Origin of the sequence: Streptomyces sp. WI03-4A (assembly GCF_033792105.1) — a bacterium.
Taxonomy (GTDB): Bacteria; Actinomycetota; Actinomycetes; order Streptomycetales; family Streptomycetaceae; genus Streptomyces; species Streptomyces collinus_A.
This window is the reverse complement of sequence record NZ_JARAUO010000058.1, coordinates 29,186-41,641: the sequence shown is the minus strand read 5'-3', so window position 1 is coordinate 41,641 and position 12,456 is coordinate 29,186. Positions and strand designations below refer to the sequence as shown.

Below are 12,456 nucleotides of genomic sequence, written 5' to 3'. Positions count from 1 at the left end.
GCCGGGCGTGGCGCCCGGGCCCCGGCCACGGAGCGGCCGGAACGGCCCTCCGGGACCGCCCGGCGCAGCCTGCCCAGCCGCGGTGTACGTTCCGTCATTCCCGTCCCATGTCCCGGTGCACGACCACCGTCTCCACGCCCTCGGCCGCGAGGCGCGCGGCGAGCTTCTCCGACATCGCGACCGAGCGGTGCTTGCCGCCGGTACAGCCGATGGCGATGGTCACGTACCGCTTGCCCTCGCGCCGGTAGCCGGCCGCGATGAGGCGGAGCAACTCGGCGTACCGGTCCAGGAACTCCTTGGCGCCGGGCTGGTTGAAGACGTAGGCGGCGACCTCCTCGTTCAGGCCCGTGTACGGGCGCAGCTCCGGCACCCAGTGCGGGTTGGGCAGGAACCGCATGTCCGCGACCAGGTCGGCGTCGACCGGCAGGCCGTACTTGAACCCGAAGGACATCACGGTGGCCCGGAGCTCGGGCTCCTCCTCGCCGGCGAACTGGGCGTCCATCTTCGCGCGCAGCTCGTGCACGTTGAGGCTGGAGGTGTCGATCACCAGGTCCGCGTCGCCGCGCAGTTCGCGCAGCAGCTCGCGCTCGGCGGCGATGCCGTCCACGATCCGGCCGTCGCCCTGCAGCGGGTGCGGGCGGCGCACCGACTCGAAGCGGCGCACCAGGGCCTCGTCGGAGGACTCCAGGAAGACGATGCGGCGGGTGACGCCCCGGGTGTCGAGGTCGGCGAGGGACTCGCGCAGATTGTCGAAGAAGCGCCGGCCGCGGACGTCCACGACGACCGCGATCCGCGCCACGTTGCCCTGGGAGCGGGCGCCCAGCTCCACCATGGTGGGGATCAGGGCGGGCGGGAGGTTGTCGACCACGAACCAGCCGAGGTCCTCCAGACACTTCGCGGCCGTCGACCGGCCCGCACCGGACATGCCGGAGATGATCACCAGCTCGGGGATGGCCGCCTCGGGGGCCCCGGCCGGTGTGACGTCCGTACTCACCTGTGCTCCGTTTTCCTCAACCGCCTGCTGCGGCTCCCCCTGGGCCTGGGCCGTCTGTTCTCGGTCCGCTGCGGGCTGTGCGTCGTGCTCGGTCATGGCTCCTGCCCCCGTCGTTCGTCCGGGGGGCCCGCGGTCACGGGCTCCCCCGAGGAACCCCCCGTCGTGTCGGGTTCCTCGTCGTCAATGATCTCTCCGGTCGCCGTGTTCACGGCGGGTGCGGCCGGAACCGCCCGGGCGAGGGCCACAGCGATGGTCTCGGCCGTCTTCCGGCCTATGCCGGGCACCTCCCGGATCTGCTCGATTGTGGCGGACCGCAGCTTCTTCACCGAGCCGAAATGCTTGATGAGCGCCTGTTTCCGGGTCTCACCGAGGCCGGGCACGTCGTCTAGGGGGCTGGAACGGAAGCGTTTGGCACGTCTTGTGCGCTGATAGGTGATCGCGAAACGGTGCGCCTCGTCCCGGACCCGCTGGAGCATGTACAGGCCCTCGCTGGTGCGGGGCAGGACGACCGGGTCGTCCTCGCCGGGCACCCACACCTCCTCCAGGCGCTTGGCGAGACCGCACACGGCGATGTCGTCGATGCCCAGCTCGTCCAGCGCCCGCCGGGCGGCCGCGACCTGCGGCTGCCCGCCGTCGACCACGACGAGCTGCGGGGGGTACGCGAACTTCCTGGGCCGGCCGTCGTCGTCCTTGAGGGTGTCGCTGACCGGCTCACCGTCGGCGAGCACATCCTCCGGGACGGCCCCGTCGGTCCACTCCCCCGTCTTCTCCTTCTCGGCCAGGTAGCGCCGGAAGCGCCGGGTGATCACCTCGTGCATGGAGCGGACGTCGTCCTGCCCGGCGAAGCCCCTGATCTGGAAGCGGCGGTACTCCCCCTTGCGCTGCAGACCGTCCTCGAAGACGACCATGGAGGCGACCACGTCGTCGCCCTGGAGGTGGGAGACGTCGTAGCACTCGATGCGCAGCGGAGCGCTGTCCAGGTCGAGGGCCTCGGCGATCTCCTCCAGCGCCCGCGAGCGCGTGGTCAGGTCGGAGGCGCGCTTGGTCTTGTGCAGGGCGAGGGCCTGCAGGGCGTTGCGCTGCACGGTCTCCATGAGCGCCTTCTTGTCGCCGCGCTGCGGGATGCGCAGCGAGACGTTGGACCCGCGGCGGCCGGTCAGCCACTCCTGGACCGGCTCGACGGGTTCGGGCAGCGCCGGGACCAACACCTCCTTGGGCACGGCGTCCCCGCTCTCCTCGCCGTACAGCTGCTGCAGGGCGTGCTCGACGAGGGCACCCGTGGTGACCTCCTCGACCTTGTCGGTCACCCAGCCGCGCTGGCCCCGCACCCGGCCGCCGCGCACGTGGAAGATCTGCACGGCCGCCTCCAGCTCGTCCTCCGCGACGGCGACGAGGTCGGCGTCGGTCGCGTCGGCGAGCACGACCGCGTTCTTCTCCATGGCCTTCTTCAGGGCCTCGATGTCGTCGCGCAGGCGGGCGGCCCGCTCGTACTCCATCTCCTCGGCCGCCTCCGTCATCTGCCTCTCCAGGCGCCGGAGGTAGGTGCCCGTGCGGCCCGCCATGAAGTCCGAGAACTCCTCGGCCAGTTCCCGGTGGTCCTCGGGGGTGATCCGGCCGACGCAGGGCGCGGAGCACTTGCCGATGTAGCCGAGCAGGCAGGGGCGGCCGGTGCGGGCGGCGTTCTTGAAGACACCGGCCGAGCAGGTGCGCACCGGGAAGACCCGCAGCAGCAGGTCGACGGTGTCCCGGATGGCCCAGGCGTGGGCGTACGGCCCGAAGTACCTGACGCCCTTCTTCTTGTGACCGCGCATCACCTGCACGCGCGGGAACTCCTCGTTCATCGTCACCGCAAGGTACGGGTAGCTCTTGTCGTCGCGGTACTTGACGTTGAACCGGGGGTCGAACTCCTTGATCCAGGAGTACTCCAGCTGCAGCGCCTCGACCTCCGTGGACACCACGGTCCACTCCACGGAGGCGGCGGTGGTCACCATCGAGCGGGTGCGCGGGTGCAGGTTCGCCAGGTCCTGGAAGTAGTTCGCCAGGCGCTGGCGCAGGCTCTTCGCCTTTCCGACGTAGATCACCCGGCGGTGCTCGTCACGGAACCTGTACACCCCGGGGGTGTCCGGGATCTCACCCGGCCTGGGGCGGTAGCTGGAGGGGTCGGCCATGTCTCACACCCTACTGGCGAGCGCCGACACCGCGTCGGGCCTGTGGACAACGCCGGCCGGGCGTCTGGCCACGTCGTCCGCCGCCCGGCGCGGCGGCCCCCACCGCGCTCTCCCCCGGGGCGGAGTTCCGGCCATGTCGGCCCCCGCAGGCCCGCCCGGACGGGCACGGACGGTGACCGTACCGTGCCCGGGTGCGTGCGCCGGGGGTCGCCGGTCGGCCAGGACTGACCGGTGTCCCGGCCCGAGGTGTTGTCGGGGTCTGGTCAACACGCTTCAATGCGGGGGAGCTCGGGGCCGAGCGTGCCGGCGTACGGACACGGCGCGCGCAGAAAGGGGCGTTTCCACGCCCACGGGGGTGGCCCCGCACACCCGCACGGACGGTCCGACCAGCCTCCGTGAACCTCACAGAAAGGCCCCTGTGCATGCGGCACGCCACAGCAGAGCACGCGGACGCCCCCGCCGCGCAACTCGACCTGGCCCTGCGGGGCGGCCCCTTCCATGTGGCGCTGCGCGCCGCGATCGCCGCCCGGGGACTGCCGCTCCAGCGCGTGCAGCACCATCTGTCGCGCCACGGGGTGAAGGTGGGGGTCACCAGCCTGAGTTACTGGCAGCAGGGCGCCCGCCGCCCGCAGCGCCCGGAGTCGCTGCGCGCCGTCCGGGCCCTGGAGGAGATACTCCGGCTTCCGGACGAGTCGCTGATCCGGCTGCTCGCCGAGGCCGACGAGGCCGCCTCGGCCCGTCGCCCCTCGGCCCGCTCCTACCGCTCCCTCGTCGAAGCCTCCGACGCCTTGACCCGGCTCCAGGCCGACCTGGGCTGGTCCCTCGACGGCGGGCTGCACACCCTCGGCCATCACGAACGCGTGCGGATCGGCGTCCGCCGCGAACTGGCGGGCCGCGAGTCGCACCACATCGTGCGCGCCCACCGCGACGGCGTCGACCGCTTCGTCGCCGTGCACCACGGCGACCCGGGTTGCGACCCGCGCGCCATGACGGTGCACGCCCTGGACAACTGCCGCACCGGACGAGTGCGCCGGGACCAGGACACCGGTGTGCTGGTGGTCGAGCTGCTCTTCGGCACCCGGCTGCGCGCGGGCGACACCTTCCTCTTCCGGTACGGAGTCGAGGACGGCACGGCGGGTGCCTGCCGGGAGTACGCCCACCGCTTCGGCTTCCCGGGCGGCCAGTACGCGCTCCAGGTGCGCTTCGACGGGGCCGCGGTGCCGGCCCGCTGCCACCGCTTCACGCAGCACTCGCCCGCGGCCCCGCGCAGCGGCCGGCACGAGCTCCCGGTCACCGGGCCGCACCACAGCGTCCATGTGGTCGAGCCCCGGATCCGGCCCGGGCTGGTGGGCATCACCTGGGACTGGGAGTGAGCGCCTGCCCCGGACGGGGCCGGTGCGCCGGTCTGTTCCGGGGCGCCGGCAGGTCTTGGGGCGCAGGCCGATCCCGGATCTGAGGCCGGTCTCGTTGTACAGGCCGGTCCCGGGGCAGGCCGGCAAGTCGCGTGCCGGGCTGGTCAGGCGCCGGGGCCGGCGATGATCCTGCCGTCGGTGATCCTGACCGGGAGTTCGTTCAGCGGCTCGGTGGCCGGCGACTGGACGACCTTTCCGGTCACCGCGTCGAACTGGCTGCCGTGGCAGGGGCAGACCAGCGTGGTCCCCTGCAGCTTGTTGATGGGGCACCCCGCGTGCGTGCAGATGGTGCTGTACGCCTTGAGCCCACCGCTCGCGTCGCGGCTGACCACCACATTCCGGTCGCGATAGAGCTTGGCTCCGCCCTTGGGAACCTCGTTCTCGGCGCCGAGGTCGACCGGCGCGGTCGGGGTGGCATCGGCCGTGGCGCCGCCCGGAGCGGAGCAGGCGGCCAGTCCGAGCCCGGCGACCGGAGCCGCTGCGGCCCCTCGGAGGACGGTACGACGGCTCGCGGACGAACGGGCAGGCATCTGAACTCCACGGATCGGGGGCGTGCGGGCCGCACGATACCGGGGCAAGTCGGCCGGGCTTCCGGCGGGAGGGGTGGATCCGGGCGGATCCGGACGGGGCGGCTTGCCGATCCGGAGGGGCGGCCCGCCGGTACGGAGGGGACCGGACCGCGTAAACGTTTGCGTAAGCGTTTACGCGAGGCGCCAGCGTGAGGTAGCTTTCCGGGCCGACGGCTCCGTCACGAGGCTAAGGAGAAGCGCCGATGCCGACCATGGCCGACGTCGCCCGGAGCGCCGGTGTCTCCGTCGCGACCGTCTCCCACGTGCTCAACGGCACGCGCCCGGTGCTGCCCCACACACGTCAGGCGGTGCTGGACGCCGTCGACGCCCTTGGCTACACACCCAACACCCTCGCCCGCTCGCTGGTGACCTCGCGGACCCGCTCCATCGGCCTGGCGGTGTCCGCGATCAGCAACCCGTACTTCACGGAGATCCTCCAGGGTGTGGAGGCCGCGGCCCTCGATGCCGGCTACAGCCTGCTCATCGCCGACCCGCACGACGACCCCGTGCACGAGCGCAAGGTCGTGCAGCTGCTCCACGAGCGCCGGGTGGACGGCATGATCGTCGCTCCCTCCGCCGCCCCGCACGCCCTCGTGGACTACCTCGCCCGCCACGCCGTGCCCACGGTGTTCCTGGACCGGGTGCTCACGGGTGACGAGGGGGCGGCCGGTGGTCCCGATGGCCCCGATCAGGTCTGCGCCGAGAACGTCGAGCCGATGGCCCGGCTCGTCGGCCATCTCACGGCACTCGGTCATCGACGGATCGGCCTGGTCGCGGGCCTGCCCGGACTCAGCACCACGACCGAGCGGATCGCCGGCTACCGGCAGGCCCTCACCTCGGCGGGCCTCCCCCACGACGAGGACCTGGTCGTGTCCGGCAACTCGGAGTCGTCCGGCGCCGAGCGGGCCACGGCCACCCTGCTGGCCCGTCCCGAGCCGCCCACGGCACTCGTCACCGCCAACAACGCCATGACCATCGGCGCCCTGCGCGCCCTGCGCCGGCAAGGCCTGGCCGTGCCGGACGACATCGCCCTGTGCTGCTTCGACGACTTCGCCTGGGCCGACCTGTTCTCACCCCGGCTCACCGCCGTCGCCCAGCCCAGCAGGGAGATCGGCGCCCGGGCCGTCCAAGTGCTGCTGGACCGGCTCGCCACGCCCGGCCAGCCCGCCCGGACCGTACGGCTGCCCTGCGCCTTCGTCCACCGCACCTCCTGCGGCTGCCCGGAGGAACCGGTCCGGGACCTGGGCTGGGAGTCAGGCCGAGACAAAGGGGCCGGCCCGGTGCCGGACGGCCCGGGCGGCAGGGCCGCAGCATCCGCACGCTCCACGCTGTCCGAGAAGGGAACCATCTCGTGATCGTCGTCGCCGGTGAGGCACTGATCGACCTGGTACCGCACGGGCCCGGCGCCCTCGCGGACCTGAAGCCGGCGCTCGGCGGCGGCCCGTACAACACGGCCGTCGCCCTCGGCCGCCTCGGCTCCCCGACCGCCTTCTGCTCCCGGACGTCGTACGACGCCTTCGGCGAGGCCCTGCTCGACGGGCTGCGGCGGGCCGGGGTGGAGGTGTCGGGTGTACAGCGCGGCCCCGAGCCGACCACCCTGGCGGTCGCCACCGTCGGCAGCGGTGGCTCGGCCTCCTACTCCTTCTACGTCGACGGCACCGCCGACCGTCTCTTCACCACTCCCGCCGCGCTTCCCGCCGGCACGCGCGCGGTGTCCTTCGGTACCTGCTCGCTCGTCCTGGAGCCGGGGGCGAGCGCCTATGAGGAGCTGATGCGGGCCGCCGCCGCACAGGGTTTGTTCACCGCGCTCGACCCCAACATCCGGGCGGGGCTGATCCCGGACGCGGACGCCTACCGGGCGCGTTTCAGAGGCTGGCTGCCCTCGGTGACACTGCTGAAGCTGTCAGAGGAGGACGCCGAGTGGCTGGGCGGCACCCCGCGCGAGTGGCTGGACGCGGGACCGTCGGCCGTCGTGCTCACCCGGGGCGGGAACGGCCTCACCGTCCTCACCCGGGACGGCGCGGAGTACTCCGTACCGGGTGAGAAGGTCGAGGTCGTGGACACCATCGGTGCCGGTGACACCGTGAACGCGGCCCTGCTGCACGGCCTCGCCGCTCAGGACGCGCTGTCCGCGCGAGGACTGGCCGCCCTGGGACCGGACGGCTGGCAGCGGCTGCTGCGGTTCGCGGCACGCGCGGCGGCGATCACCTGCTCCCGGGCCGGGGCGGAGCCGCCGTTCGTGGACGACCTGGGCGAACTCTGAGCGGACGTCGGACAAGGCCCGGGCCGGGTGGGGCAGGGGCCAGGCATACGGAATCTTCGCGGAATTCCTCGATGCTCTTGTCAAGGTGCTGCCGGCTCCGCGGTTCGTAGCCCGGGGGAGGCTGCCGCTGGGTGGGGCCGGGGTGGCTGTAGTTGGAACGAGCGGCGCCCCGCGGGGAGTTCCCACGGGGCGCCGCTTTTTTGATGGCGTGTCAGGGCATGTCGCCCGTTCCGGTTCAGGCCTTGCGGGCCCGGGTCGTCTTCTTCGCCGGTGCCGCCTTCTTCGTGACGCCGGCGGTCTTGCCGGTCGCCTTGCTGTCGGCCTTGGCCGTCACCGTCTTCTTCGTCGTAGACCGCGCCGCGGCGGTCTTCCGGGCCGTCGTGCCGCGTGACGCCTTGACCGGCTGCGCGTCGCTGATGCGGTCGGCGCCGAGGATGTCGCGCAAGAACTTGCCGGTGTGGCTGGCCGGAACGCCGGCGACCTCCTCGGGCGTGCCCTCGGCGATCACGAGGCCACCGCCGGCGCCGCCCTCCGGACCCATGTCGACGAGCCAGTCGGCGGTCTTGATCACGTCGAGGTTGTGCTCGATGACGATGACCGTGTTGCCCTTGTCGACCAGGCCGGAGAGGACCGTCAGCAGCTTGCTGATGTCCTCGAAGTGCAGGCCGGTGGTCGGCTCGTCCAGGACGTAGACCGTGCGGCCGGTGGAGCGCTTCTGCAGTTCGCTGGCGAGCTTCACGCGCTGCGCCTCGCCGCCGGACAGGGTGGTCGCGGACTGACCGAGCCGCACGTACCCGAGGCCGACGTCCTTGAGCGTCCGCAGGTGCCGGGAGATGGCCGGGACGGCCTCGAAGAAGTCGGTGGCCTCCTCGATCGGCATGTTCAGCACGTCGGCGATGGACTTGCCCTTGTAGTGGACGTCCAGGGTCTCCCGGTTGTACCGGGCGCCGTGGCACACCTCGCACGGGACGTAGACGTCCGGGAGGAAGTTCATCTCGATCTTGATCGTGCCGTCGCCCGCGCAGTTCTCGCAGCGGCCGCCCTTGACGTTGAAGGAGAAGCGTCCGGGCAGGTAGCCGCGGACCTTCGCCTCGGTGGTCTCGGCGAACAGCTTGCGGATGTGGTCGAAGACGCCGGTGTAGGTCGCCGGGTTGGACCGCGGGGTGCGGCCGATCGGCGACTGGTCGACGTGCACGACCTTGTCCACGAGGTCGTCGCCGTCCACGCGCGTGTGCCGTCCGGGGACGTTGCGCGCGCCGTTCAGCTCACGGGCCAGGTGCGTGTAGAGGATGTCGTTGACCAGCGTCGACTTGCCGGATCCGGACACGCCCGTGACCGCCGTGAACACGCCCAGCGGGAAGGACACGTCGATGTCCTGGAGGTTGTTCTCCCGGGCGCCGTGCACGGTGAGCTGCCGGGACAGGTCGCGGGGGCGGCGCACGTCCGGGAGCGGGATGGCCTTGCGGCCCGAGAGGTACTGGCCGGTCTGCGACTCGGTGTTCGCCAGCAGTTCCTTCAGGGAGCCGCTGTGCACGACCTTGCCGCCGTGCTCACCCGCACCGGGGCCGATGTCGACGATCCAGTCGGCGACCTTGATCGTGTCCTCGTCGTGCTCCACGACGATGAGCGTGTTGCCCATGTCGCGCAGCCGGACGAGGGTCTCGATCAGCCGGTGGTTGTCGCGCTGGTGCAGGCCGATGGACGGCTCGTCCAGGACGTACAGCACGCCGACGAGACCGGAGCCGATCTGGGTGGCAAGCCGGATGCGCTGGGCCTCGCCGCCCGAGAGGGTGCCGGCCGCGCGGTTGAGGGAGAGGTAGTCGAGGCCGACGTCGACGAGGAACCGGAGCCGCTCGTTGACCTCCTTCAGGACGCGCTCGGCGATCTTCTTGTCGCGGGCGTTGAGCTTCAGCTCGCCCAGGAAGTCGGCACAGTCGCTGATCGACATCGCGGCGACCTCGGCGATCGACTTCTCCATGATCGTGACGGCGAGGACGATCGGCTTCAGACGCGTGCCCTCGCAGGAGGGGCAGGGCACCTCGCGCATGTAGCCCTCGAAGCGCTCACGGCTGGCGTCGCTCTCGGCCTCGCTGTGACGGCGCTTGACGAAGGGCACCGCGCCCTCGAACGGCGTGGTGTACACGCGCTCGCGGCCGTACCGGTTGCGGTAGCGGACCTCGATCTGCGTCTTGTGTCCCTGGAGCAGGGCCTTCTTCGCGCGCTGCGGCAGCCCGGCGAAGGGGATGTCGGTGCGGAAGCCGAGGGCGTCCGCGAGGGCGCCGATGAGACGGCCGAAGTAGTCCTTGGTGTGTCCGTGGGACCAGGGGTGGATGGCCCCCTCGTCCAGGGACTTGTCCTCGTCCGGGACGATCAGCTCCGGGTCGACCTCCATGCGCGTGCCGATGCCGGTGCACTCGGGGCAGGCGCCGAAGGGCGAGTTGAAGGAGAAGGAGCGGGGCTCCAGCTCCTCGAAGGACAGGTCGTCGTACGGGCAGTACAGGTGCTCCGAGTACATGCGCTCGCGCTCGGGGTCGTCCTCGGGCAGGTCGACGAAGTCGAGCACGACCATGCCGCCGGACAGGCCGAGGGCGGTCTCCACGGAGTCGGTGAGGCGGCGCTTGGCGGTCTCCTTCACCGTGAGGCGGTCGATGACCACCTCGATGGTGTGCTTCTCCTGCTTCTTCAGGGTCGGCGGGTCGGACAGCTGGATGGTCCGGCCGTCGACACGCGCGCGGGAGTAGCCCTTCGTCTGCAGGTCGGCGAAGAGGTCGACGAACTCGCCCTTGCGCTCGCGCACCAGCGGCGACAGGACCTGGAAACGGCTGCCCTCGGGCAGCTCCAGCACCCTGTCGACGATGGCCTGCGGCGACTGGCGCGAGATGGGGCGCCCGCACTCGGGGCAGTGCGGCTTGCCGATGCGCGCGAAGAGCAGGCGCAGGTAGTCGTAGACCTCGGTGATGGTGCCGACCGTCGACCGCGGGTTGCGCGAGGTCGACTTCTGGTCGATCGAGACCGCCGGGGAGAGGCCCTCGATGAAGTCGACGTCCGGCTTGTCCATCTGGCCGAGGAACTGCCTGGCGTAGGAGGAGAGCGACTCGACGTACCGCCGCTGCCCCTCGGCGAAGATCGTGTCGAAGGCCAGGGAGGACTTGCCCGACCCGGAGAGGCCCGTGAAGACGATGAGCGAGTCACGAGGCAGGTCGAGCGAGACATTCTTCAGATTGTGCTCACGCGCGCCACGGACGATGAGACGGTCGGCCACGCCGGTCCGCACCTTTCTTGAGAGAAGTGACAGGGGCCGGGGCCCCCGTGCTTCTTCGAGACTAGGGGGAGCCACTGACAACGCCGGTCGGATTCCGGGATGCATAACAATCCCCGGCTCTCCTTCATGCCCGGCGCCACTCCCGACGATATAGCACGGGCATTCGATTTACGGGCGAGCTTCACCACCTTCACCCGAAGGTGTGGTGAGGCTAATGTCAGGCCCATGATTGATCACGCTCATGACCTGGCATGTGTACATGACGCGACCGAGCGGCTCCTCAGCGCTGTCGTCGAACTGGACAACGCCTCGCTCGCCGAGCCGTCACGCCTGCCCGGCTGGACCCGCGGGCACGTCCTCGCCCACCTCGCCCGCAACGCGGACGCCCTTGTGAACGTCCTCGGGGGCCGTCCCATGTACCCGAGCGCCGAGGCCCGGGACGCCGACATCGACCGGGACGCCCCCCGCCCGCTGGACGTCCAGCTCACCGACGTGCGCGAGAGCGCGGCCCGCTTCGAGGCCACCGGGGCCGCGCCGGCCGACTGGGGGCGCACGGTGGAACTGCGCAACGGGGTCACCGACGCCGCGGCCCGGGTGCCGTTCCGGCGGTGGATCGAGGTCGAGCTGCATCACGTCGATCTGGGGATCGGTTACGAGCTGGAGGATCTTCCGGCCGAGTTCACCGAGCGCGAGATCGACTTCCTCACGCAGCGGTTCTCCGGGCACCCCGACGTCCCGGCGACCCGGGTCACGGCGGGCACGCGCGCGTGGAGCACGGGCCGCGCGGCGGCCGAGCCCGCGGTCACGGTCGACGGCACCCCCGCGGACCTGCTCGGCTGGCTCGCCGGGCGCCGCGAGGGCGAGGCGCTGAAGACCACGGGCGGTGCGCTGCCGAAGCTGCCGCCGCTGTAGCGCGACGCCGGTCCGCCGGCCCTTCCCCGCTATAGGCTGCCGCCATGACGTACAGCGGAGAGGTCAAGGTCGGCGGACCGGCGGACGTGCACGAGCTGAAAGACCTGATGATCACCAAGATCGCGGTCGGCCCGATGGACAACAACGCCTATCTGCTGCGCTGCCGGGCCACCGACGAGCAACTCCTCATCGACGCCGCCAACGAGGCGCGGACCCTGCTCGGCATGATCGGTGACGACGGCATCGCGTCCGTCGTCACCACGCACCAGCACGGCGACCACTGGCAGGCGCTCGCCGAGGTCGTCTCCGCCACGGGCGCCCGCACCTACGCGGGCCGCGAGGACGCGCCCGGCATCCCGGTACCCACCGACGTCCTGGTCGACGACGGCGACGTCATCAGGGTGGGGCGGGTGGAGCTCACCGCGCGCCATCTCGTCGGGCACACCCCGGGCTCCATCGCCCTGGTCTACGACGACCCGCACGGCCACCCGCACGTGTTCACCGGCGACTGCCTCTTCCCGGGCGGCGTCGGCAACACCCACAAGAACCCCAAGGCGTTCGCCAGCCTGATCCACGACGTCGAGACGCGGATCTTCGACGTGCTGCCGGACGAGACGTGGGTGTACCCGGGACACGGGAACGACACCACACTGGGCGCGGAACGGCCCCATCTCCCCGAGTGGCACGCGCGCGGCTGGTGACAAACCCGCCCGGCGCGCACGGGGTCACCGCGCGCACCGGGCGCACACCCACGACCAGCCTCGGCGCATACCTCGCCGAACGCGCCCCGTGTGAACGGTTCGCACGCGCCGGACACGCGTGCGCGCTCCCGGCGCGTGCTGCCACGCAGTCAACTGGTGGTGGCCCCGCACAGGA

Annotated in this window: 9 protein-coding genes; 5 read left to right on the top strand and 4 right to left on the bottom strand. The window is 71.5% G+C overall.

Annotation, left to right across the window (positions count from 1 at the left end):
- Positions 1-94: 94 nt before the first annotated feature.
- Both rapZ and uvrC read right to left on the bottom strand, forming a co-directional pair.
- Positions 95-1,090 (bottom strand): RNase adapter RapZ, encoded by a 996-nt coding sequence (gene rapZ, locus PV343_RS36830; RefSeq protein ID WP_319151397.1) that lies wholly within the window; start codon positions 1,088-1,090, stop codon positions 95-97.
- Positions 1,087-3,162 (bottom strand): excinuclease ABC subunit UvrC, encoded by a 2,076-nt coding sequence (gene uvrC, locus PV343_RS36825; RefSeq protein WP_319151396.1) that lies wholly within the window; start codon positions 3,160-3,162, stop codon positions 1,087-1,089. The genes rapZ and uvrC overlap by 4 nt, the downstream gene beginning before the upstream one ends.
- Positions 3,163-3,584: 422 nt before the next feature.
- Here uvrC and PV343_RS36820 point away from each other — a divergent pair, with 422 nt between their 5' ends.
- Positions 3,585-4,535, top strand: coding sequence for a hypothetical protein (locus PV343_RS36820; RefSeq protein ID WP_319151395.1), 951 nt, complete (start codon positions 3,585-3,587; stop codon positions 4,533-4,535).
- 143 nt (positions 4,536-4,678) lie between these two features.
- On the opposite strand, the gene PV343_RS36815 is transcribed toward PV343_RS36820, so the two are convergent.
- Positions 4,679-5,104, bottom strand: coding sequence for a Rieske (2Fe-2S) protein (locus PV343_RS36815; protein WP_319151394.1), 426 nt, complete (start codon positions 5,102-5,104; stop codon positions 4,679-4,681).
- Positions 5,105-5,346: 242 nt separating this feature from the next.
- Here PV343_RS36815 and PV343_RS36810 point away from each other — a divergent pair, with 242 nt between their 5' ends.
- On the top strand, positions 5,347-6,498 hold the full coding sequence (locus PV343_RS36810) for a LacI family DNA-binding transcriptional regulator (RefSeq protein ID WP_319151393.1): 1,152 nt from the start codon (positions 5,347-5,349) through the stop codon (positions 6,496-6,498).
- Entirely contained in the window at positions 6,495-7,406 is a 912-nt protein-coding gene (locus tag PV343_RS36805) for a carbohydrate kinase (RefSeq protein WP_319151392.1), read from the top strand. Before PV343_RS36810 ends, PV343_RS36805 begins: the two co-directional genes overlap by 4 nt.
- A gap of 235 nt (positions 7,407-7,641) precedes the next feature.
- On the opposite strand, the gene uvrA is transcribed toward PV343_RS36805, so the two are convergent.
- Entirely contained in the window at positions 7,642-10,668 is a 3,027-nt protein-coding gene (uvrA, locus tag PV343_RS36800) for an excinuclease ABC subunit UvrA (RefSeq protein ID WP_319151391.1), read from the bottom strand.
- A gap of 225 nt (positions 10,669-10,893) precedes the next feature.
- Between uvrA and PV343_RS36795 the strand changes: the two genes are divergently transcribed.
- A complete protein-coding gene (locus PV343_RS36795) occupies positions 10,894-11,580 on the top strand; it encodes a maleylpyruvate isomerase family mycothiol-dependent enzyme (RefSeq protein WP_319151389.1) in 687 nt (228 codons plus the stop codon).
- A 44-nt stretch (positions 11,581-11,624) separates the two neighbouring features.
- Entirely contained in the window at positions 11,625-12,281 is a 657-nt protein-coding gene (locus tag PV343_RS36790; protein WP_319151387.1) for an MBL fold metallo-hydrolase, read from the top strand.
- Positions 12,282-12,456: the final 175 nt, after the last annotated feature.